This window comes from Streptomyces sp. NBC_01591 (assembly GCF_035918155.1).
Taxonomy (GTDB): Bacteria; Actinomycetota; Actinomycetes; order Streptomycetales; family Streptomycetaceae; genus Streptomyces.
Window position 1 is genome coordinate 98577 of the sequence record NZ_CP109328.1, and the last position, 21836, is coordinate 120412.

A 21836-nucleotide genomic window follows, 5' to 3' on the forward strand; every position below is an offset into this window, starting at 1 on the left:
GGTCAGTCCTCGTGAACGTGGTGTTGGTCGCGGCGCCCTTGCGGATGGGGGCGTTTGATCTTTACGTCGTCCAAGCAGGTCGTGGTGGTTCTCAGGTGCTTGAACGGGATCTTCTCGGATGTCAGATAGTCGATTGCCATGACTTCGGCCTCCACTGCGGCGAGGTCGTCGGCCTCGACAGCGGTGTCCGCGTCGGCTTCGATGCGACAGCGGAATGTGAATCTGGTCAGGGTCGGTGTGTACGTGAAGGTTCCGTCCTCGGTGAAGGCCGCGAACTGCAGGTCATGTTCGTGCTGCTTGTCGAGCAGGCGTGTGCGGAGCAGCTGTTCGAGCTCATCGAACCGGCCTGTCACCTGAGCTCTAGCGGCATGAGCAACCATCCCTTCGCCGGCCTGCTGCGAATATCCGGTGGCGGGCTCTACTGCCGGTGGTGAAGATCGCGGCATGAACATCTTTCTGGAGACCGATCGGCTCGTGCTGCGCGCGTTCACCGAGGCCGACGTCGACCATCTGTTCGCGCTGGACAACGATCCCGACGTCATGCGCTTCATCAACGGCGGCCGGCCAACGAGCCGCGAGATGATCCAGGCACAGACCTTGCCCAGGCTCCTCCACGAGTACCCGTGCTTCGGGACCCGCGGCTACTGGGCCGCGCAGGAGAAGGACACCGGGGCCTTCCTGGGCTGGTTCGAATTCCGCCCCCTGGACGAACACAGCCCCGCTTTGGTGGAGCTCGGCTACCGGCTGAACAAGGCCGCCTGGGGCAGCGGCTACGCCACCGAGGGATCACGGGCCCTGATCCGCAAGGGATTCATGGAACTCGGGGTGGGTCGGGTGACCGCGAACACCATGACGGTCAACGCGGGATCCCGACGTGTGATGGAGAAGGCGGGCCTGTCCTTTCTCCGCAACTTCACCGGCGACTGGCCGGAGGCGATCGAAGGCTCCGAGCACGGAGAAGTCGAGTACGAACTCACCCGAACCAAGTGGGAGCAACGTTCATAGAAGTCAGCCGCTCAGCTGGAAGTCCAGCGGTTCCGCTCCGAACAGGCAGCCTTGCCCTCAGGCGATCCACAACTCTTGACAATTACTCGGCCGCCCGTCTCGTCCGGGAGACTCATGGCTTCCTGGTCGAGTTCCAAGTCGCCGACGAACGGATGGGCAGGTGGCCGACTTGCAGCCGGATGACCGTGCCTGAGATGACCGGGAGGTCGCCGGCGGGGTGGTCGGCCAGGCCGAGCATCGGCTCAGCAGCGGGTGCAGCCGGTGCGCTTCTCGGGGGCCGCCATGGCCGCCGCGCGTGCCCGACCGTATCGAACCGTATTGTGCATTGATAATGTAAATGCGCCGCGCGAGGCACACACCTCACTCCACGGCAGACCCGACACGAGGTGTGAGCAGAAAATAGACGAAGGAGCCGGCTCAAAGTGAAGGCTGCACGCTACTTCGACCGCGGTGACATCCGCATCGAGGACATCCCGGAGCCCACTGTCCGACCGGGCACGGTGGGCATCGACGTCGCATACTGCGGGATTTGCGGCACCGACCTACACGAGTACCTCGACGGACCGATCTTCGTCCCGCCGGCCGGCCACCCGCACCCGGTCTCGGGTGAGTCCGCCCCCGTGACGCTTGGCCACGAGATGTCCGGCGTCGTGTACGCGGTGGGTGATGGCGTCGAAGGCCTGAAGCCGGGCGACCGCGTCGTCGTCGAGCCCTACATCCTGCGCCCCGACGTCGACACCAGCGAAAATAACCCGACTTATCACATCTCGCCCGATATGAACTTCATCGGGCTGGGCGGGCGCGGCGGCGGGCTCGCGGAGAAAGTCGTCGTCGAGCGCCGGTGGGTCCACCCGGTCGGAGACGTCCCGCTGGACCAGGCGGCCCTCATCGAGCCGCTGTCGGTTGGGTACCACGCGTTCCAGCGCTCGGGCGCGAAGGCGGGCGACTTCGCCCTCGTCGGCGGCGCCGGCCCCATCGGGCTGCTCACCTGCGCGGTGCTCAAGGCGATGGGCGTCGAGGTCGCGGTCACCGAACTCAGCCCGCTGCGCCGGCAGAAGGCGCTGGACACCAAGGTCGCCGACCACGTCATCGATCCCGCCGCCAGCGACGTTGCCGAGGAGGTCCGGCGTCTCACCGGCGGCAAGGGCGCGGACGTCGCATTCGAGGCCACGTCCGTCAACGTCGTCCTCGACACACTGCTGGACGCCGTTAAGCCGGGCGGCGTCATCACCGTCATCTCAATCTGGGGCAAGCCCGCGTCGCTCGACATGCAGAAGCTCGTCCTCAAGGAGGTCGACCTGCGCGGCACGATCGCCTACGTCAACTCCCACCCGCAAACCATCAAGCTCGTGCAGGAGGGGCGCATCGACCTGGCGCCGTTCATCACCAAGACCATCGGCCTGGACGACCTCGTCACCGAAGGCTTCGAGACCCTAATCCACCACAATGAGACGGCCGTCAAGATCCTCGTAGACCCCCACTCCTGACATGCCGACGGACCCGGCCGCGGGTTACCGGGGCTCGTCTCTCCTTCCTCATCCTCATTTGGTTGCAAAATGGTCCCCGATGGACCGTCCCGGCACCGACGCACTCATCTGTGGCCCCGATGGCACCGCCCAAATCGCCCAGCACGCCCTTCAGATGATGGGCCGCGCCATCGGCCAGGACATTCTCCTCGCGGCCTGCGTAGACTCCCCTGGGCTGCCCCTGTGTTCCCCGCCCATCACTACAATCAACCTGCGCCCCCAGCCTTGCGGGCTACCCCGCGATCGTTCCGCAGCAGCCAGCCACCCGGGCCAGATCCTGAAGACCGACGGAGACCGCCTGGCGGGAGATCCGTTGCCGCTTCGCGGGTGTCCCCGACATCTCCGGCACCGTCCCTCCCGCCGCCGGTGCCGGGACCCCACCAAGTGCACCGCCCTGCGCACCGGGCACCGCTTCAAGCGGGACGGACGCCTGACCATGTCCTCCGGCGACTTCGTGCCCGCCAGCAGTTCCTCGGCTCCTCCGCCGGGCTCTCTCCGGCGACGGTCACCCGGCTGACCCAGCAGTGGCAGGCCGATCACGCCGCGTTCATGGACCGTGATCTGTCCGAGGTCGACTATGTGTACATGTGGGCCGACGGCATCCACCTCAACGTCCGCCTGAAGGAGGCCAAAGCCTGCGTCCTGGTGCTCATCGGGGTCCGCGCCGACGGTTCCAAGCAGCTGGTCGCGCTCAAGGATGGTTACCGCGAGTCCGGTGAGTCGTGGGCCGACCTGATGCGGGACTGCGCCCGCTGGGGCATGCGCGCCCCGGTGCTAGCGGTCGGGGACGGTGCCCTGGGCTTCTGGAAGGCGCTGGCCGAGGTGTTTCCCCACCACCGCGAGCAGAGGTGCTGGGTTCACAAAACCGCAAACGTGCTCGACTCCCTACCGAAGTCCGCGCAGCCGGGCGCGAAGAAGGCCATCCAGGACATCTACAGCGCGGAGGACATGCAGCACGCTGAGGCGGCGATCAAAACGTTCGTGCAGCTCTACGGGGCGAAGTTCCCCAAGGCCGTCATGAAGATCACCGACGACCAGGCCGAGCTGCTGACGTTTTACGCGTTCCCGGCCGAGCACTGGATGCATCTGCGGACCACGAATCCGATCGAGTCCACGTTCGCCACGGTCCGGCTGCGGACCAAGGTCACCCGCGGGACCGGCTCCCGCACCGCCGCCCTGGCGATGGTCTTCAAGCTGGTCGAGTCCGCCCGGCAGCGGTGGCGGGCGGTGAATGCGCCCTACCTCGTCGCCCTCGTCCGGGCAGGCGCCCGCTTCGAACGCGGCCGGCTCGTCGAACGGCCGACGCCAGCCGATTACCTGGGGGCCGACGTGGCATGGTCTGAACACGTAGTGGTGCGAGACGGCGTCCGGCTTACCTGCCGGGACTGGGGCGGGCCGGGACAGCCCATCGTGCTGCTGCACGGCTTGGCCGGTCACACGGGTGAATGGGACGTGCTGGCACAACGCTTGAGCTCCGGGTATCGGGTCGTCGCGGTCGACCAGCGCGGGCACGGCGCCAGCGAGCGTCACCCGCGGGACGTCTCCCGCGCCGCCTACGTCGCCGACGTCATCGCCGTTGTCGATCAGCTGGCGCTGCCGCGGCCCGTCCTGGTCGGCCAATCGCTGGGCGGGCACACCGCCATGCTCACCGCCGCCGCACATACCGGGCTCGTCCGCGCGCTCGTGCTCGTCGAGGCCGGCCCTGCGGGGCAAACCCGAACGGCCCCGCGGACATCGGCGGATGGCTCGACTCATGGCCGACACCGTTCCCCTCACGCGAAGCGGCAGCCGCGTTCCTCGGCGGCGGACCAGTCGGCGCAGGCTGGGCGGCCGGGCTGGAGGAACGCGAGGGCGGATGGTGGCCTCGCTTCGACCGGGACGTGATGGTCCGCTCGCTGGCGGAGAACGCCCAGCGTTCCTTCCATCACGAGTGGGGTCAGGTCGCATGCCCCACCCTGGTCGTCCTGGCCCAAACCAGCTTCATCCCCGCGCAGGAAGCCGACGAAATGCTCCGGCAGCGACCCGCCACCATGGCCATGAGCATCCCCGGCACCCGCCACGACCTGCACCTGGAACAGCCTGAAGCCCTGCACACCGTGATCTCGGACTTCTTCAAGGGCCTCGCCTGAGAAACTCAGCCCGGTCATAGCGTCACCAAAGTCAGACTCCGCAGAAAGCCACCGATCCGCAGGCCTTGACGATCACTCCGACATGGACAAGCGCCTCGACCTGGGGATCATAGTGCCCCGCCCCCAAGCCCCGGCGGAGGCCGTCGCCCATTTGACCGTGGAGACACGATGAAGGACTTCGCCGACCTCATCGCCACCCTTGGACGACTAACGTGGCGGGCGCTCGACCTGATGCGTGTCTGCGCCGCTCGCGACCGCGCCGCGATCGTGGAGCATTTCGCGCACCTAGGAGGCGGACCAGTTGGCGTACCCGCCGTGCTCGTCGCACTGCCTCGACTGCCAAGCACCTCGTCACCGCGGTCGTGCGCGTGCCGCCCTGACGCCGGGTTCACTGTGCGAGCCCAGGAAGGCGGTCTGCGAACCGATGGCCTGAGCGACGACTTCTGAGTGCGTCAGCTGAGGATGGTGCCCCGCGCCGGCAACCACTGTCACGGTGGCGTGCGGGAGGGTGTCCAGCAGCGACTGTCCCTCAGCGGTGAGCGGATCGTTGGATCCCAGGACGATGTGGACACGCCCTGGGTAGTGCTGCAGCTTGGCCTGGAGGTCGGCACGCCACTGCGGGTTCGCCGTGGCGGCCAGAAGCCCGGCGGCGGTGGCCCCAACGGTGCCGCGGCGAAGATCCGCGACAGCCGACCGGAGCGCGGCCGCGTGGCCCGTGGCGCCGGTCAGCCGCTCGGCCAGCGCCTCGGGGGGTGTCCGCCTCAGGTACCAGCGGGTCAGGGCCGGCCGCCTGGCGGTGCGGGGCGGGTGCCCCTGCAGGAAGAACGGTGACACCAGCGTGAGTTGATCCACCGCATCGGGATGGGCGGTCGCGGCGTCGACGGCGGCCGCGGCGCCGATGGAGTGACCCACCAGGTGACGGGCACCGGTCTCGGTGACCAGCGCGGTCAGCCAGGACTGCCAGTCCTCGCGGCGTCCGGCGCTCATACCCAACCCCGGCAGGTCGACGGCGCGCGCGTGCCCGACCGCCGTAACGACCGGCGCCCAGGTGTCGGCGTTGACCGGCAGACCGGGCAGCACCACCGTGGGTGCGCCTGCCTTGCCGAGCTCGAAAGTCCGTATCCCGCCCAGCTTGGTGAATCGTCTGTCACCTGCGGGGGCGTCGCCGAAGCGGTGGGCTGCAAGGTGGTCGGCCCAGCGGCGGATCGTCGTGGCGGTGTCCGGCATGGCCAGCCCGTGCCGGGCGGCGAAGGCACGGGCCGAATCGGTCGGGTAGCGGTCGGTCGACAAAAACGTCACGGTCTCCGGATCAGCCTTGGTGAGCCACTGGGGCAGCCGCTTGAGCAGGGACACCGGGACCCGTGTCCTGGGTGCCTTGACCCCGTAGTGCTCCGCTATGAGCGTGAGCAGGTCGGGCAGTGCGGGCGTGCCGTCGTCCAGCGTCCAGTACGCAGTGCGGTGGGTGGCCTCGTCCATCGGAAGCAGCGTCATGAAACGGGCGAGGTAATCGACCGCGACCACGGGGACGAACGTGTGCCCGTTGCCCGGGAGCACGGGAAGCGAGCCGTGCCAGAGGTCTTTCACATTGGAGGCGAGTCCGAGGTACTGGTCGGACTCCCCGGTGGCGCTGTCGCCGATTACGCTGGCCGGGTTGACGATGGACCAGGGGACACCCAACTGCCCTGCCAGATCCTGGAAGACGGCGTCCGCCTCGGCCCTGGACGCCTCGTAGGCGCCCAGGGCCCGGTAGGTCTCCTGTCGATACTCCTCGCTCCACGGGGCGGCGTCCTGCCCGCCCACGCGGTATCCGGAGACCTGAACCAGGCGGCGCAGGTTCGGCAGCCGCGCCCCGAACGCGACGACCGCGCGGACGCTGCCAACGTTGGCGCGACGCGCCTCATCCACCGACATGCCGAACCGGTAGGCGCCGGCGCAGTTGTAGATCTCGGTGATGTCGTCGCACTCGCCGTCCATCAGTGACGCCTTGGCGAAGTCGACCCGGAGGTCGATCGGGACCTGGTCATACCCGCGCCCGGCCAGCCACCGAGTCAGCCGCTGGTAGGACTCATGGCTCCGGCTGGCCGCGCTGACTCGAACGCCGGCCTGGCCGAGCGCGAGTACCAAGTGGCGCCCGATGAAGCCGCTCGCACCCAGCACCAGTGCATGCCGGTCCTCCGGGCTCATGCCGAAGCCTCCGCGCTCTGTTCCAGCAGCACGGCGATCGCCTGGGCGGCGCAGTGCAGCGGCTCGGTGGACCGCTGGGCACGCGAGACGATCACCGCTCCTTCCACCATGCTGACCACGGCTGTCGCCAGGGCTCGGGCGACGGGACGAGGGTGGCCGTGCGCACTGAGCAGGTCACTTACCGGCGCGATCCATGACTCGAAGGCACGGGCGCAGGCGTCTCGCAGACGTTCGCTCTGCGCACCCATCTCCAGTGTCACCACCGAGACCGGGCATCCCAGCTGGAAGCCGCTGTCGTTGAGTATCCCGGCCAGTTCGTCGATCACACGGCGTACCACCTCACCCGGCGTGGCCGACCCTCGCGCCGAGTCGGCGACGAGAGAGCCAAATCGCGCGGCCGCCAGCTCGACGGCCTTCTCTCCGAGGGCCTCCTTCCCCTGGGGGAAGTGGAAGTAGAGCGACCCTTTCGGGGCACCCGCGTGCTCCACCACCGTGTTGAGTCCCGTGCCGCTATAGCCGTGCCGCTGGATCAGTTCCAGCATCGATTCCGCCAGCCGCGAGCTGGTCCTGGCTCCCTTGGTTCCATCCATGACTCAAGAATAGACCGGTCTATAGATTTTGTGAAGCGTCTCAAGCTTGTCGCAGCGATGTCCACGTCGGAGTCAAAAGCGGGAGTGGCGGGTGCTTCATGAGTGGACCGAGCTGCCCGGCCGGTGAGCGCCGGCGCTGAACCGGCCGGGCACGTCCGTCTCGGCTACGCACGGGCCTCGACTGCCCGGCAGTCCCTCGACGCACAGCTTGACTCCCTCGCCGAGACCGGGGTGACGCGGGTCTTCTCGGAGAAGATCTCCACCCGCGCCACCCGGCGCCCCGAGCTGGAGGCCGCCGTGAAGCTCGCCGGGGAGATCCGCTCCTCCGGCGTCGCCGTGACCCTCGTCGTCCACGAGCACAAGCGGCACGGCCGCGGCATCGAACTCGCCATGCTCGCCGAGGAACTGAAGGCGAGCGACATCGGCCTGGAGTTCCTCCCGGAGAACTGAAGGGCTCCCACGACCCCTCCAGCATCGAGTTCACCGCGCTCCCGGCCATGTCCGGGATGGAGCAAACACCAGCCCCACCGATGCGCCGGCATCCCGCATGACGTGCAGGTGGGCGGTCTTGACATGGGAGTCCCCGCCGTCGGCGACGGGCAGTACCGCCGACGGCGCCCGGGCGCCGTCGGCGGTACTGAACGCGTTGAAGGCGTCGGCGACCGGCTCCGCGAGGTCGGTGAGGTCCACGACCGCGCGAATACGGTCGGCCGTGTGAAGGGGAAAGCTGGGCATGGCAATGGTCCTCACTCGGGCAGGGCGTCCAGGGTTCCCCGGGCCACCATGCTCACGTCACCGCCGACCCGGATGTTGTGCAGCGCGTCGGGGCGTCCCTGCGGCAGGACGGTGAGCCGGCTCGGACGGCCGGTGAAACGCCCCTGCCCCAGGGTGAACTCCTCCTCGACGGGCACAACGCCGTGCAGAGCCAGGTACGCGCCGACGCAGCCCGCCGCACTGCCGGTCGCGATGTCCTCCAGAACGCCGTCGTTGTTCCAGTGGCGACCTTCCAGTGCCTCGATGTCGAGCACGTACGCGAACTGCGCGCCGTACCGCCCGACGAGCTCCGCGAAGTCGCTGCGGACGATCCTCGCCTCGGCCAGACCCGCCACCACCGGCACGATGAGATAGCGCAAGCCGGTGGAGACGACACACAGGGGAAGGTCGGCGAGTGCCCGGGTGGGCAGATTCAGCGCCGCGGCGATCTCCGTCCTGTCCTCCGCCGGTACAGTCGCAAGGAATTCCGGCGCTCCCTGGTCGAGTTCCGCGTGGTACCCGGTGGCGGTGCGCCGGGTCGTCACCTCGACGGTCCCGCCGACCAGGCGCAACGTCCAGCGCCGCAGGCCCCGGCCGCCGTCACGCTCGTGAAGGACGGCGGCCGCGCCCAGGACCGGATGTCCGGCGAAGTCGAGTTCCTCGAAGAGGTCGAACACCCGGGCGGTGACGTCCTGGCTCTCATCCTCACCGCGCAGGAAGATCGTCTCGAAGTGCCGGAGTTCCTGGGTGATCGCGAGCATCTGTGCGGCGGAGAGGCCGGGGACGTCGGGAAAGACGGCAAGGGAGTTGCCGGTGAACGCCTTGCTGGCAAACACATCGACATGGCGGTAGTGCAGGGGCGTGTGGTCTTCAGGACTGATGCGGTAGTGGCTGGTCACGGCTCGACGCTAGGGCGAGACCATCCATCCGGTCATGGTCCAATCCCAATAAAGTGGCCTACGTGAATGGCACGGTGTGGCACGTCCCGGCGTCACGGTTCTTCCAGTTGCTCGGCAACTGGCTCGCCGGCGACGGACCGCTCGCACGACGGTTGGCCGATGCCGTGGAGAAGGCCATCCGCGACGGTCGGCTTCCTCTCGGGGCGCGGCTTCCCGCCGAACGCCTGCTCGCCGGCGAGTTCGGTCTCGCTCGGGGCACCGTGACGATGGGCTACCAGATCCTGCGCGCCGAGCAACTGATCGTTACCCGGACCGGCTCCGGCAGCACCGTCTCCCTGCCCCGGCTGCACGAGCGCCTCTCGCCCTGGGCCAGCGACCGGGGCGAAGCAGGCAAGAACGGGGCACCGCTGGACCTCACCATCGCGGAACCCGCGGCACCCTTCGGCGAACTGCTCCAGGCCGTGAGGGAAGCGACCGACACGCTGTCCGCCACACTGTTGCGCGCCCCCTCTGAAGGCGCCGGTCCGTCGGCGCTGCGCACAGCCATCGCCGACGCCTACGAGGCCCAAGGGCTCGCGACCGACAGCGGGCACCTCCTGCTGACCAGCGGCGCCGATGTCGCGCTGAGCCTGCTCAGCGCGGCATACCTGCGGCCGAACAGCAGAGTCGTCCTGGACTCCCCCACCTATCCGGGCGCGCTCGCCCTGTTCCGGGGCGCGGGTGCCCGGCTGGTCTCCCAGCCCCTCACCCCCACCGGCTGGGACGTCCCCGCCATGGACCGTACTCTCGCGACTGCCCGGCCGTCCCTGACTTACCTGATCGCGGATTTCCACAACCCGACGGGCCTGTTGATGGGCAAGGAGGAGCGCGCCGAACTGCGCCGGCGGTTGCACGCCCACGACACCTTGGTCGTCTTCGACGAGACCATGCGGGACTTGGACCTGCGCGAGGGAGCCGCGCCGCCGCCGCGTATCACGTCATGCGCCGGTGACCGGCACGTCGTGTACGTGGGTTCCTTGAGCAAGTCCTTGTGGCCGGGCCTGCGCGTAGGTTGGATCCGGGCCCATCCCGACGTCACCCGGCGGCTGGCGGCGCTCCCGCTCGCGGCCGCGCTCGCCCCCTCGCCGTTCGACCAGCTCGTCGCCGCCCGGCTCCTGGAGCGCCAGCGGACGGTCCTCGGCCGCCGACGCGCCCAACTCAGGTCCCAGAGAAACTACTTGGTCGCGCGACTCGCAGGTCTTCCGTGGTGTTGTTTCCCGGTCCCGCAGGGCGGTCGGTCCCTGTGGCTCATGCTCCTCGACGCCGCCCCGTTACCTTTTCTGTGGCCCCGAAATGGGGCGCCTGGCCCCCGGGTCCGGTATGGCTGTGTGCCCCCTGTCGAAGTCGATGACCTGGGGGGTGTTGCCGCCGGGCTTCGGGGCACCGCTTGACCGCTGATGAGGGGCCTGACGACTGCCTGGTCCGGTGCAACGCCGGACCTCTTCACGGGCGGGATGTCTGCGTAACGTGGTTGCTCGGCGTGTGGTGCCGCAGGGACGGCCGGGACGGATGCGAAAGGCACGACCGAAGAGGGGCATCGCGCATGGCCGACACCGTCATCGATATCTCCGGCATAGGTCTGTTCCTCGGCCTGGACCTGGGCAAGGAGTTCCACCACGCCCGCGGCCTGACCGGGCAGGGCAAGACCGTCCACGACAAGAAGCTGCCCAACACCGAGGCCCGCCTGCGGGAGTTGTTCGACAAGCTCAGGGCCAAGTTCGGCACCGTCCTGGTGATCGTGGACCAGGTCGCCAACATCGGCGCGCTGCCACTGACCGTGGCCCGCGCGACCGGCTGCCGGGTCGCTTACCTGCCGGGACTCTCGATGCGCCGGGCCGCCGACCTCTACCCGGGCGAAGCCAAGACCGACGCCCGCGACGCCTTCGTCATCGCCGACACCGCCCGGACCATGCCGCACACCCTGCGCGCGGTGGACCGCGACGACGAGAAGCTGGCCGAGCTGACCATGCTCACCGGCTACGACAACGACCTGGCCGGCGAGGTCAACCGCACCTCCAACCGGCTGCGCGGCCTGCTCTCCCAGATCCATCCCACCCTGGAGCGGGTGGTCGGCCCCCGGCTGGGCTACCCCTACATCCTGGCCCTCCTTGAACGGCACGGCTCCCCGGCCAGGCTGAAGAAACTGGGCCACGCCCGCTGCGAGGCCCTGCTCAAGGCGCACGGCTCGCGCAAGGCCCACCACCTCACCGCGGAGATCTTCGACGCGCTTGCCGAGCAGACCGTCATCGTGCCCGGCACCGAGGCCAGCGCGCTGATCGTGCCCGGACTTGCCGCCCAGCTCGCCGCCGCCCACACCCAGCGCCGCCAGGCCGAGCAGGAGATCGCCGCCCTGCTGGAGGCCCTCCCTCTTTTCCACCTCCTGACCTCCATGCCCGGCATGGGCGTCAGGACCACCGCCGCCGTGATCGTCGCCATCGGCGACGGCACCACCTTCCCCACCGCAGGACACCTCGCCTCCTACGCCGGACTCGCCCCCGCCACCAAGTCCTCGGGCACCTCCATCCGTGGCGAGCACGCACCCCACCGCGGCAACCGACTCCTCAAACGCGCCCTCTTCCAGGCCGCGTTCGCCGCGATCGGCTGCAAATCCGACCGCTCCTCCCGCACCTACTACGACCGTCAACGCGCACGCGGCAAGACCCACACCCAAGCGATCCTCCGCCTGGCCCGCCAACGTGTGAACGTCATCCACGCAATGATCCGCACCGGGGCCCTCTACGAACCACGAACCCCCGGCGACATCGGCCTCGCGGCCTGACAGCACCACCGCCCCTCCCTTCCTGACCCCATCACGCGCGCACCGGCACGGCCACCCCCGCCGTGCCGGCCACCGGGCTGCCCATCAGGCACCCGATCCGCCGGGAACGTCCCGCTTCGCGGGACGTTCCCAAAACCAGCACCAACTCCCACGAACCGACCCTGACAGGGTTGACGAAACAGATAGGGGCACCCCCCCGCCGGTTGGCCGACCTGGCGGCCACGCGCAACCTCGCCCTCACTCCGGGCTTCCACTTCTCTCCCGACGGCGCTCTGGATCGCTATCTGCGGCTTCCCTTCACCCTTCCGCCCGAGGCACTCGGCACCGCGGTCGCTACTACACCGACGGCACCCTGGAGGCGGAGCGCCTCGTGGAGCTGGAGGCATTGGGGATGGTCTGGGCCGAGCGGGACGCGGCCTGGGCGGACGGGGTGGCCGCGGCCCGGCTCTACACCGCCGCCCACGGCCACTTCCTCCCGTCGACCAGTGCGGTGTGGGCCGACTACCCGATCGGGGTCTGGGCCAAGAACGCCCGCACAGCGGCCCGCCGGGCCGCCGAGAACGACGAGCTGCGCGCGGCCGGGCGGTTGCCACCACCGGGCCGGCGAACCCACCCCAACGGCGCCTCTCCGGAGTCCAGTTCCCGCACCCCGAGCGACACAGTGGCCTCCCGGACGCCGACGGCACGGGCGACCGCCCGGATCCCGCCGTGACCGAGCGACCGGGCCTCCGCCCCTATCAACAGACGACGCTGCCGCTCGTCGAGATGCGGCAGAATCGCCCCGAACTTGGCTGACAACACGGCTGTTGCTCTTCCAACCCACCCATGCCAGACCAACGAACCACCGAGCGGAAAGCCACGGGTAAAAGATCTGCACGCCCTAAGGGCTCGTAAAGAATCAACACGTTGGTTTGGTCTCTGTCGTGAGGGTCGCGCCGTGTGCGGTGGCGTGGACGAGGAGTCCTGCCAGGGTGCTGAGGTGTGCTGCTGGGGGCTGGGGTGTGTGCGCGTGCTGGTCCATCAGTCGTCGGATCTCGCTGGTGGTGTGGCGGATGGTGTCCTTGCTGACGGCGAAGAGGTGGGCCAGCACGGTAGGCGGCAGAGCGAGGTTTTGTTGCAGCACGGTGGCCAGGACCCGGTCGGCCAGGTCGAGTTTGGCTTTGCGGCCGCCGCCCGGGGCCCGGCGCCGGGTGCCGCCGTCGCGTCGGGTGGCCGGGTCCTGTTTCTGCAGCGCCTGCCAGCCAGGGGTCAGGGTCTCGGTCAGCTCGGCCAGTGCGGTGCAGGTCATGCCGGTCAGCGCGGGATGTGACAGGGCACCGCGGTCGAAGACCGCCGCCGGCCGGGCGTCGGCCTGGTGGGGTCTGCCGGGCTGGCGGGGTGGGGGTGCACGGTGTAGTTCCATTCGCCGTGGAAGGCATGTCCGGTGACCGGCGCCGCGTTCAGCTCGGTGTCGCTGACCTTCACACCGGTGGGATAGGTGCCGGTGTCGAGTTCGGCGTGGACGGTGAGACCGGTGCGGGTGGTGGTCGCGGCGATGGACTGCACGACGACCTCGTGGCTGTTCAGCGCTCTGCCGCGCCAGTTCATGGTGATCGCGGAGAACAGCCGATGCTCCACCTTGTTCCACTTCGATGTGCCCGGCGGCATGTGGCAGACCGTGACGGCCAGGCCGGTCCGGGCGGCGAACGCGGCCAACTCGGTCTTGAAGGCCCGGGTGCGGTAGCCGTTGGAGCCGCGCGGCATCGGCAGTGATCAACAGACGTCTGGCCTGCGGGTAGTCGAGGCGTCCTTGCCCGTTCCACCAACGGCGGATCGATTCGACCGCGAAGGCTGCGGTGTCGTGATCCGTACCGACATTCACCCAGCCGGTGTCCGCCGCCAGATCGTAGATGCCATAAGGCAGGGCCTTGCCCAGTGCATCGCTGGGGAAGTCATGGACGTCAACCCGCACGGGTTCACCGGCCGGCCGCCATTGACGTCCCGCATTCTTGAAATCCCCGACGACTTCCTTCTTTTTCGTGTCCACACTGACCACCGGCTCGCCCTCCGCCTGATGGTCCTTGACCTGGTCGTTGATGTACCGGAACTGCGCGTCCCGGTCGGGGTGCTGAGCGCCCTCAAGGGTCTTGGCATTGGCCTGCAGACTGAAACCGTTCTCCCGCAGCAGCCTGCCCACGGTCGGCGCCGACGCGGTATGGCCCTGCCGCGTCAGCTCCCCGGCCAGAGACCGCAGCGACTTGGTCGTCCACCGCAGCGGCGACATCGGATCCCCCGCTCATCCGGCTCGACCAGCGCCAGCAACGCCGGAACGAGCAGCCGGTCAAGCTTCTCGGCGCTCTTGCGACCGCCGCCGTCCCGGCGGACCCGGCCATCGGGCAGTGGGTCCTCACCGCCCTCCAACTCGAAGACACCCTTCCGCACCGTCGTCTCGCTCACCCCTGCGGCACGCGCGACGGCCCGGACCCCACCGTGCCCCAGCAGCCGGGCCTCGGCGGCCAGCGCCAGCCGCTGCTGCCGCTCATTCAGATGAGGGAACAACACTCCGAATCTCAGGGCAAGTTGGTCACGAACCTCACTCGGTATGCGCATACCACACCAACGACAGGGAGACCGTGAAGCAACGTGTTGATTCTTTACGAGCCCTAAGGGCTCGTAAAGAATCAACACGTTGGTTTGGTCTCTGTCGTGAGGGTCGCGCCGTGTGCGGTGGCGTGGACGAGGAGTCCTGCCAGGGTGCTGAGGTGTGCTGCTGGGGGCTGGGGTGTGTGCGTGCTGGTCCATCAGTCGTCGGATCTCGCTGGTGGTGTGGCGGATGGTGTCCTTGCTGACGGCGAAGAGGTGGGCCAGCACGGTAGGCGGCAGAGCGAGGTTTTGTTGCAGCACGGTGGCCAGGACCCGGTCGGCCAGGTCGAGTTTGGCTTTGCGGCCGCCGCCCGGGGCCCGGCGCCGGGTGCCGCCGTCGCGTCGGGTGGCCGGGTCCTGTTTCTGCAGCGCCTGCCAGCCAGGGGTCAGGGTCTCGGTCAGCTCGGCCAGTGCGGTGCAGGTCATGCCGGTCAGCGCGGGATGTGACAGGGCACCGCGGTCGAAGACCGCCGCCGGCCCGGGCGTCGGCCTGGTGGGGTCTGCCGGGCTGGCGGGGTGGGGGTGCACGGTGTAGTTCCATTCGCCGTGGAAGGCATGTCCGGTGACCGGCGCCGCGTTCAGCTCGGTGTCGCTGACCTTCACACCGGTGGGATAGGTGCCGGTGTCGAGTTCGGCGTGGACGGTGAGACCGGTGCGGGTGGTGGTCGCGGCGATGGACTGCACGACGACCTCGTGGCTGTTCAGCGCTCTGCCGCGCCAGTTCATGGTGATCGCGGAGAACAGCCGATGCTCCACCTTGTTCCACTTCGATGTGCCCGGCGGCATGTGGCAGACCGTGACGGCCAGGCCGGTCCGGGCGGCGAACGCGGCCAACTCGGTCTTGAAGGCCCGGGTGCGGTAGCCGTTGGAGCCGCCGGCATCGGCAGTGATCAACAGACGTCTGGCCTGCGGGTAGTCGAGGCGTCCTTGCCCGTTCCACCAACGGCGGATCGATTCGACCGCGAAGGCTGCGGTGTCGTGATCCGTACCGACATTCACCCAGCCGGTGTCCGCCGCCAGATCGTAGATGCCATAAGGCAGGGCCTTGCCCAGTGCATCGCTGGGGAAGTCATGGACGTCAACCCGCACGGGTTCACCGGCCGGCCGCCATTGACGTCCCGCATTCTTGAAATCCCCGACGACTTCCTTCTTTTCGTGTCCACACTGACCACCGGCTCGCCCTCCGCCTGATGGTCCTTGACCTGGTCGTTGATGTACCGGAACTGCGCGTCCCGGTCGGGGTGCTGAGCGCCCTCAAGGGTCTTGGCATTGGCCTGCAGACTGAAACCGTTCTCCCGCAGCAGCCTGCCCACGGTCGGCGCCGACGCGGTATGGCCCTGCCGCGTCAGCTCCCCGGCCAGAGACCGCAGCGACTTGGTCGTCCACCGCAGCGGCGACATCGGATCCCCCGCTCATCCGGCTCGACCAGCGCCAGCAACGCCGGAACGAGCAGCCGGTCAAGCTTCTCGGCGCTCTTGCGACCGCCGCCGTCCCGGCGGACCCGGCCATCGGGCAGTGGGTCCTCACCGCCCTCCAACTCGAAGACACCCTTCCGCACCGTCGTCTCGCTCACCCCTGCGGCACGCGCGACGGCCCGGACCCCACCGTGCCCCAGCAGCCGGGCCTCGGCGGCCAGCGCCAGCCGCTGCTGCCGCTCATTCAGATGAGGGAACAACACTCCGAATCTCAGGGCAAGTTGGTCACGAACCTCACTCGGTATGCGCACACCACACCAACGACAGGGAGACCGTGAAGCAACGTGTTGATTCTTTACGAGCCCTAACCTCGCGCTTTCATGAGCGTGCTCGTCCATGCCTTGATCAAATAAGCAGAGAGTGCTTCTGACCTGCAACGATGGGACTTGTCTAGGGTCCTGTTGGCTGCACGGAAAGAAGCACTCTCCAGGTGAGTAAGCGTATCGGGTTGTACCCACGTGTCCGCGTCGAGGGCGGCGGCAGAGGGGCGGTCTCGCAGGCCGGGGCGGTGCTGCTGGTCGAGACGGTCCGCACGTTGGGCCTGGACGATGCGATATCGGCGGCGCTGGCGCCCTGGCGCAAGCCGCGGACGATGCATGATCCGGGCAAGGTCCTGCTGGATATCGCACTCGCGACGGCTCTGGGCGGGGACTGCCTCGCTGATGTCGCCATGCTGCGGGCCGAGGCCGACGTGTTCGGTCCAGTGGCATCGGACCCCACGGTCTCCCGGCTCATCGACGCGCTCGCCGCGGCCGGGCCGAAGGCGCTCACCGCGATCCGCGCGGCACGAGCCGAAGTGCGCACGCGAGTATGGGAGTTGGCCGGTGAAGACAATCCGGCCGCCGGTGGCAGCGTGATCGTGGACATCGACGGCGTGCTGGTGCTTGCGCACTCCGAGAAGCAGGACGCCACCGCGACCTGGAAGAAGACCTTCGGTCACCATCCGCTCGTTGCGTTCGTCGACCACGGCCAGGCCGGTTCCGGGGAACCGGTGGCCGCGCTGCTGCGGCCTGGCAACGCAGGCTCCAACACCGCGAGCGATCACATCGAAACCACCCGCCTCGCCCTGGCCCAACTGCCCAAACACCTGCGGCGGGGACGGCAGACGCTGGTCCGCACCGACTCCGCCGAGCGGCACCCACGCCTTCCTCGACTGGCTCTCCCGCCGCGGCCGGTGGCTGTCCTACTCGGTCGGAATGACCATCACCGACGCCATCCACCAGGCTGTGCTGAAGATCCCGAAACGGGCCTGGACACCGGCCTACGACTCCGACGGCACCGAACGGCCCGGCGCCTGGGTCGCAGAGATCACCGACATGCCCGACCTGAGCACCTGGCCCAAGGGCATGCGGCTGATCGTCCGCAAGGAACGGCCACACCCCGGCGCCCAGTTGCGCTTCACCGACGTTGACGGGCTGCGACTGACCTGCTTCGCGACCAACACAAAGGGCGGCCAGCTCGCCGACCTCGAACTGCGTCACCGCAGGCGGGCCCGCTGCGAGGACCGCATCCGAAACGCCCGCGATACCAGCCTGCGCAACCTGCCCCTGCACGACACAGCCCAGAACCGGATCTGGCTGGAGATCGTCTCCATCGCGCTCTACCTCCTCGCCTGGATGCCGATGCTCGCCCTGACAGGCGAAACCCGCCGTTGGGAGCCGAAGCGCCTCCGCCTCCGCTTGTTTTCCGCCGCCGCCCAGCTCGTGAACACCGGCCGCCGCCGCTGGCTCCGCCTGGCCGCCCGATGGCCCTGGACATCCGTGATCACCAGCGCCATGGACCGGCTCCAGGCCCTACCGAACCCCGGCTGACCAGTAAATTCACCCGTCCCAACAACCTGCACGACCACCCCGGGAGTGGAACCCGGCGCCCACCCGACGCGACAACCGGGCCACCAACATGCCCTCGCACATCCGCAACAGCAAAACGGCCCGACGGAAGAACCGACGGACCGTCATGCAAGATCGAGGCTAAGCTTGGCTTAAACCCAATACCGTTCAGTTAAGGGTCAGGGCGGTACTGTGGGGGCATGCCGCGTTCTGGTTGGGTGAAGCCGTCTTCTGGTGTCCGGTTGTCGGATTTGGTGTCTGTGGGGTTGCTGACGCGGGTGTTTCCCGCGGACGTGGTTGACGCGGTGATCGAGGAGGCGGGGCGTACTGAGCGGCGTCGCCGGTCGTTGCCCGCACGGGTAATGGCGTACTTCTCGATCGGGATGGCGCTGTATTCCGATGACTCGTACGAGGATGTGTTCGCGCAGCTCACGGACGGGCTGTCGTGGGCGTCGGGGTGGTCCGAGTCGTTCCCGCCGCCGTCGAAGTCGGCGATCTTCCAGGCCAGGTCTCGTTTGGGGTTCGAGCCGGTGCGGGATCTCTTCGCGCGGGTCGCACGTCCGCTGGCGGGGCCGGGCACGCCGGGGTCGTGGCTGGCGGGGCGTCGTCTGGTGGCGGTCGATGGGACGTGCCTGGACGTGGCGGACACGTCAGTCAACGCAGAGTTCTTCGGGCGGCCCGCTTCAAGCCGAGGGGAGCGGGCCGCGTTTCCGCAGGCCCGCCTGGTGGCATTGGCTGAATGCGGCACCCATGCGGTCTTCGACGCTGTTACCGGCCCGTGCGGTGTGTCGGAGATGGAGTTGTCCCGGCAGCTCGTCGGGCGGCTGGAGCCGGGCCAGCTGGTCCTGGCCGACCGGGGTTTCTACGGGTTCCGCCTCTGGCAACAGGCCGCAGCCACGGGCGCGGATCTGCTCTGGCGAGTGAAGACGAACCTGAGGCCCCGGTACCTGGAAACCCTGGCCGACGGGTCGTGGCTGGCCCGGATCGTCCCGACATCGGGAACGAACCGGGCCACGACGGATCCACTCACGGTCAGAGTGATCGACTACACGATCGATGACGGCCGGGACAACCCCGAGGAATACCGGCTGCTGACCACGATCCTCGACCCTGCCGAGGCCGGCGCCGAGGACCTCGCAGCCGCCTACGCCCAACGGTGGGAAATCGAGACCACCTTCGACGAGCTGAAGACCCACCAGCGCGGGCCCCGCGCGGTACTGCGCTCGAAGGCCCCCGACCTTGTCCAGCAAGAAATCTGGGGACACCTGTGCTGCCACTACGCCATTCGCACCCTGATGGCCGACACCGCCGCCCACGCCGGCCACGACCCCGACAGAGTCTCCTTACGCGCTTCGAGTACTGCAAGGCGAGTGGATCACGGACTCGATGACGTACGCAGCCGACGAAGATCCGGTGCTCTACTTCGGGGCCGCCCTGGAAATTCCCGAACGGGTCGTCCGGGCCCGCGCCTACGCCTCGGCCCTGGGCTGGTACCGCCTGGTGGTCAACGGCAAGGACCTGACCGGGGCGAGCCTGGTGCCACGCTTCACGCCGTTCGAGCAGGAGGTCGAGTACCGCGAGTACGACCCGGCCGGCGCGATCGTCCCCGGCATGAATCTGTTCCACCTGGTGGTCGCCGACGGGCGTTTCCGTGGCCGCCTCGGGTTTCTCGCACGCCGCTGCGTCTACGGGCCGGAACTGGCGGCATACCTGCACTTGGAGCTGGAGTTCGCCGACGGAACCCGACGCACGTGGGGCACGGACGCCACGTGGACCGTGGGCCGCGGGCCCGTCGTGCGTGCCGACCCGAAGTTCGGTGAGTTTGCAGATCTGCGTATCCCTGCGCCGTGGAGTCAGCCTCATGACCACGCTCAGTCGCGCCCGGTGCGTCCGTTCTCCCCGCACTCCCGGCAGCTGATCGCTGAGCAGGTACCACCGGTCACTGCCGTGAAAGAGCTGACACCGGTTTCGGTGTGGCGATCCCCCAGGGGACGCCAACTGGTTGATTTCGGGCAGAACTTCGCCGGCGTCGCGCGCCTGCGCCTCACCGGCCGGGCGGGCACCTCTGTCCGCGTCACCTATAGCGAGCTCATCAGCCCTGACGGCGAGCTGGACACGCAGTGGATTCTGAGCGACAGGAAAAAGCCGTGGTACCAGCGTGACGAGGTCATCATCGGCGCCCCGGGTGAGTGGTTCGAACCGAGCTTCACCATCCACGGCTTCCGTTACCTGGAGATCGAGGTCCTGGATCAGGACCTGGCGCCCAACGACATCGTGGGCGTGGTTCTGTCCTCCGAGCGGGACGCGGTCGGGTTGGCCGCTCGTAGCGTGCCGTAGGACGCCGGTCCGGGTGACTCAGGGTGAAGCCGCGGGGCGGACCGGCATCGACGACATGCAGCGCGTCGACCGTTCCGCGCTCCTCCGCGGTGGTCATGATGACCGGCACGCCCTCGAAGACTGCACCGGGCCGTGACCTGCCTGGCCGGGCGGTGCCCGCGCGCAGCAGTGTCAGCGGCTTCCCTTAGGTTCGTCCCATGAGTTCTTCTCTGAGCGTCTACCTGCTCGACGTGGCCGCTACGCGCGCCTTGGTCGGATCCCGCGACAACCAGTTGCTGGAGGCGATCCGCAACGGCTTCGGGGACGACCTGGCACGCGACGACGACTATTTCAGCGACGCGATCGAGGAAGGCGCCCCCACGGCATACGAGGCACTGCGCGCGGTCATCGACGGCGAGCCCTTCAGTGAGGATAGGGACCACGCCTTCCAGTACGGCTACGCCTACAAGCGGCTGTGTTCGCTCACCGGCTCGTTCTTGGACAACGACCGTTTTACGCCGCACCGGGGTGACTGGCTGTCGGTGGTCGACGAGGGCCTGAATGCTCTGGGCGTCACCGCCGTGTCTGTTGAGGACTTCAGCTACAGCGACCTGCCCGATCCTCTGCCGTACACATTCATACCGGGCTGCGGCGAGTGGACGCCCGATCACATCGCACAGGCGCTGGAGCAGTTCGAGGCCACCAAGCGGGCGGTCGACGAGTCGGGCCAGGCGCCACCGCTGGAGTCTGAGGTCGTGGAGGCCGTTATGCAGTGTCTCGGCTGGATGCGGCACGCCGCGGGACGGCCTGGCTTTGGAGTCATCGGCTTCCGGTCCTGAACGCGAACACCGACGCCAGGCCCTCGTACGGCACCTCGGTGAGCAGTACCGCCGACTGTCCGAGCGCTTCCTGATGCCGAACGGGGTGTCGCTGGAGAACCGGCGCGACCCGCATTCGCTGCTGATCTCCACGGTGCCCCGGATCGGGGCGCGGACGGAGAAGAAGGTCACCGGGACGGGGAGCTGCGGTGGGCTTGGGCGAGGAGCCGTTCCCAGGTACGGGTTGATCCGCCGTACTGGGCGGCGAGAGCGGCCGCGAGGCGGGTACGGGGGACGTCCTCGGCGGTTTCGAGTGCCTCGGTGGCGGTGCGCAGGCGGGGGTCGCCTTCGTAGGCGTGGGCCTTGAGGGGCCCGTTCCCTGTGCCCGGGGGGCGTCCGCCTCCCTTTCCCTGCCGGGGAGGGGCGTTGCGGCGTTTCTCGACGTCGCGTCGGGCCCAGAGTCGGAGGCTGTAGACGGTTGTGCCGGGCGGGAGGTAGCCCTGGGTCGCGTAGGCGCGGACGGTGCTTGCCGCGACGTCGAGCAGGGCGGCGGCCTCCTCGTCGTTGAGGAGGTCGTCGGGGTGTTCGCGGGTGGGCAGGGCGGGGATGGGCCGCCCGTCGAGGTGGGCCTGGGCCTGGGCGAGGTCGTAGACCAGGACGCGACTGTCGGGGAAGAGGGTTGGCACGTGCTGGCGGAATGCGGGGGCGTCGCGGCGCCGCCAGGTGGCGATGGGTACGCCGGCCTGCTGGGCGATGTCGGCTTCGTTGATCACGGGGCGGCTGTGGGGGATCACGGGCGGTTGGCTTCTCTCGGGTGTTCCGGCGGACGGGCTACGCTGGTGGGACTTCCTCGGCTGGCGGTGACGTCTGCG

The 21836-nt window shown here is 68.5% G+C and carries 18 protein-coding genes and 6 pseudogenes; 14 read left to right on the top strand and 10 right to left on the bottom strand.

From position 1 onward, the window contains the following. Positions 1-2: 2 nt before the first annotated feature. On the bottom strand, positions 3-452 hold the full coding sequence (locus tag OG978_RS41290) for a DUF6204 family protein (protein WP_326763302.1): 450 nt from the start codon (positions 450-452) through the stop codon (positions 3-5). Here OG978_RS41290 and OG978_RS41295 point away from each other — a divergent pair. From OG978_RS41295 to OG978_RS41315, 6 genes and pseudogenes are all read left to right on the top strand, one after another. After that, positions 445-1005, top strand: a complete 561-nt coding sequence (locus OG978_RS41295; protein WP_266816616.1) for a GNAT family N-acetyltransferase — start codon at positions 445-447, stop codon at positions 1003-1005. The two genes, OG978_RS41290 and OG978_RS41295, sit on opposite strands and share 8 nt — an antisense overlap. A 422-nt stretch (positions 1006-1427) precedes the next feature. Further along, positions 1428-2492, top strand: a complete 1065-nt coding sequence (locus tag OG978_RS41300; protein WP_326763303.1) for a 2,3-butanediol dehydrogenase — start codon at positions 1428-1430, stop codon at positions 2490-2492. Position 2493: 1 nt separating this feature from the next. Further along, positions 2494-3048, top strand: a complete 555-nt coding sequence (locus OG978_RS48580; protein ID WP_442817632.1) for a substrate-binding domain-containing protein — start codon at positions 2494-2496, stop codon at positions 3046-3048. Then, a pseudogene (locus OG978_RS41305) lies at positions 2988-3845 on the top strand (IS256 family transposase); the annotation flags it as partial. The gene OG978_RS48580 and the pseudogene OG978_RS41305, both read left to right, overlap by 61 nt. Positions 3846-3983: 138 nt before the next feature. Next, complete coding sequence (locus OG978_RS41310) at positions 3984-4415, top strand: alpha/beta fold hydrolase (RefSeq protein ID WP_326769882.1); 432 nt, start codon at positions 3984-3986, stop codon at positions 4413-4415. Continuing rightward, on the top strand, positions 4412-4660 hold the full coding sequence (locus OG978_RS41315; protein ID WP_326763304.1) for an alpha/beta fold hydrolase: 249 nt from the start codon (positions 4412-4414) through the stop codon (positions 4658-4660). Before OG978_RS41310 ends, OG978_RS41315 begins: the two co-directional genes overlap by 4 nt. Positions 4661-5011: 351 nt before the next feature. Here OG978_RS41315 and OG978_RS41320 read toward each other — a convergent pair whose 3' ends face one another. Beyond that, on the bottom strand, positions 5012-6844 hold the full coding sequence (locus tag OG978_RS41320; RefSeq protein WP_326763305.1) for an alpha/beta fold hydrolase: 1833 nt from the start codon (positions 6842-6844) through the stop codon (positions 5012-5014). Beyond that, on the bottom strand, positions 6841-7434 hold the full coding sequence (locus tag OG978_RS41325) for a TetR/AcrR family transcriptional regulator (protein ID WP_326763306.1): 594 nt from the start codon (positions 7432-7434) through the stop codon (positions 6841-6843). The genes OG978_RS41320 and OG978_RS41325 overlap by 4 nt, the downstream gene beginning before the upstream one ends. 123 nt (positions 7435-7557) lie before the next feature. Here OG978_RS41325 and OG978_RS41330 point away from each other — a divergent pair, with 123 nt between their 5' ends. After that, a complete protein-coding gene (locus tag OG978_RS41330) occupies positions 7558-7884 on the top strand; it encodes a recombinase family protein (protein ID WP_326763307.1) in 327 nt (108 codons plus the stop codon). A gap of 30 nt (positions 7885-7914) precedes the next feature. Here OG978_RS41330 and OG978_RS41335 read toward each other — a convergent pair whose 3' ends face one another. Next, positions 7915-8169 (bottom strand): hypothetical protein, encoded by a 255-nt coding sequence (locus tag OG978_RS41335; protein WP_326763308.1) that lies wholly within the window; start codon positions 8167-8169, stop codon positions 7915-7917. Between the two features lie 11 nt (positions 8170-8180). Beyond that, the gene (locus tag OG978_RS41340; protein WP_326763309.1) at positions 8181-9086 is read right to left on the bottom strand and encodes a PhzF family phenazine biosynthesis protein; all 906 of its coding nucleotides are present in this window, start codon (positions 9084-9086) and stop codon (positions 8181-8183) included. 62 nt (positions 9087-9148) lie between these two features. Here OG978_RS41340 and yczR point away from each other — a divergent pair, with 62 nt between their 5' ends. Together yczR and OG978_RS41350 are read left to right on the top strand one after the other, a co-directional pair. Next, a complete protein-coding gene (gene yczR / locus OG978_RS41345; protein WP_326763310.1) occupies positions 9149-10516 on the top strand; it encodes an aminotransferase-like domain-containing protein in 1368 nt (455 codons plus the stop codon). Positions 10517-10668: 152 nt separating this feature from the next. Next, positions 10669-11904 carry an IS110 family transposase gene (locus OG978_RS41350; RefSeq protein WP_326763311.1) on the top strand — a complete coding sequence of 412 codons (1236 nt, stop codon included), beginning with the start codon at positions 10669-10671 and terminating at the stop codon, positions 11902-11904. Between the two features lie 576 nt (positions 11905-12480). On the opposite strand, the pseudogene OG978_RS41355 reads toward OG978_RS41350, so the two are convergent. The 4 genes and pseudogenes from OG978_RS41355 to OG978_RS48590 form a co-directional block, all read right to left on the bottom strand. After that, positions 12481-12705 (bottom strand): annotated as a pseudogene (locus OG978_RS41355) (ISAzo13 family transposase); the annotation flags it as partial. A gap of 97 nt (positions 12706-12802) precedes the next feature. Next, positions 12803-14493: pseudogene (locus tag OG978_RS41360) on the bottom strand (ISAzo13 family transposase). A 612-nt stretch (positions 14494-15105) separates the two neighbouring features. Next, positions 15106-15926, bottom strand: a pseudogene (locus OG978_RS48585) (ISAzo13 family transposase); the annotation flags it as partial. Next, positions 15872-16201: a hypothetical protein gene (locus OG978_RS48590; RefSeq protein WP_442817875.1), complete on the bottom strand. Its 330-nt coding sequence runs from the start codon at positions 16199-16201 to the stop codon at positions 15872-15874. The gene OG978_RS48590 and the pseudogene OG978_RS48585, both read right to left, overlap by 55 nt. 230 nt (positions 16202-16431) lie before the next feature. On the opposite strand from OG978_RS48590, the pseudogene OG978_RS41370 reads away from it, so the two are divergent. The 5 genes and pseudogenes from OG978_RS41370 to OG978_RS41390 all read left to right on the top strand — a co-directional run bounded on the left by OG978_RS41370 (position 16432) and on the right by OG978_RS41390 (position 20985). Beyond that, positions 16432-17812, top strand: a pseudogene (locus OG978_RS41370) (IS1380 family transposase). 218 nt (positions 17813-18030) lie between these two features. Beyond that, positions 18031-19200: pseudogene (locus OG978_RS41375) on the top strand (IS4 family transposase); the annotation flags it as partial. Between the two features lie 16 nt (positions 19201-19216). Further along, on the top strand, positions 19217-20167 hold the full coding sequence (locus tag OG978_RS41380; protein ID WP_326763312.1) for a family 78 glycoside hydrolase catalytic domain: 951 nt from the start codon (positions 19217-19219) through the stop codon (positions 20165-20167). Positions 20168-20180: 13 nt separating this feature from the next. Next, on the top strand, positions 20181-20303 hold the full coding sequence (locus OG978_RS41385) for a hypothetical protein (protein WP_326763313.1): 123 nt from the start codon (positions 20181-20183) through the stop codon (positions 20301-20303). Positions 20304-20364: 61 nt separating this feature from the next. After that, positions 20365-20985, top strand: coding sequence for a DUF7691 family protein (locus OG978_RS41390; RefSeq protein ID WP_326763314.1), 621 nt, complete (start codon positions 20365-20367; stop codon positions 20983-20985). Positions 20986-21152: 167 nt separating this feature from the next. Here the strand turns inward: OG978_RS41390 and OG978_RS41395 are convergent, their stop codons facing one another. After that, positions 21153-21737 carry a DNA-binding protein gene (locus tag OG978_RS41395; RefSeq protein ID WP_326763315.1) on the bottom strand — a complete coding sequence of 195 codons (585 nt, stop codon included), beginning with the start codon at positions 21735-21737 and terminating at the stop codon, positions 21153-21155. Positions 21738-21836 lie beyond the last annotated feature (99 nt).

Excerpts from the sequence above, each read along its gene's own strand:
- OG978_RS41335 (WP_326763308.1), bottom strand. The coding sequence starts at position 8,169 with ATGCCCAGCTTTCCCCTTCACACGGCCGACCGTATTCGCGCGGTCGTG.
- OG978_RS41380 (WP_326763312.1), top strand. The coding sequence starts at position 19,217 with ATGACGTACGCAGCCGACGAAGATCCGGTGCTCTACTTCGGGGCCGCC.
- OG978_RS48580 (WP_442817632.1), top strand. The coding sequence starts at position 2,494 with ATGCCGACGGACCCGGCCGCGGGTTACCGGGGCTCGTCTCTCCTTCCT.
- OG978_RS41290 (WP_326763302.1), bottom strand. The coding sequence starts at position 452 with ATGTTCATGCCGCGATCTTCACCACCGGCAGTAGAGCCCGCCACCGGA.
- OG978_RS41320 (WP_326763305.1), bottom strand. The coding sequence starts at position 6,844 with ATGAGCCCGGAGGACCGGCATGCACTGGTGCTGGGTGCGAGCGGCTTC.
- OG978_RS41390 (WP_326763314.1), top strand. The coding sequence starts at position 20,365 with ATGAGTTCTTCTCTGAGCGTCTACCTGCTCGACGTGGCCGCTACGCGC.
- OG978_RS41325 (WP_326763306.1), bottom strand. The coding sequence starts at position 7,434 with ATGGATGGAACCAAGGGAGCCAGGACCAGCTCGCGGCTGGCGGAATCG.
- OG978_RS41350 (WP_326763311.1), top strand. The coding sequence starts at position 10,669 with ATGGCCGACACCGTCATCGATATCTCCGGCATAGGTCTGTTCCTCGGC.
- OG978_RS41295 (WP_266816616.1), top strand. The coding sequence starts at position 445 with ATGAACATCTTTCTGGAGACCGATCGGCTCGTGCTGCGCGCGTTCACC.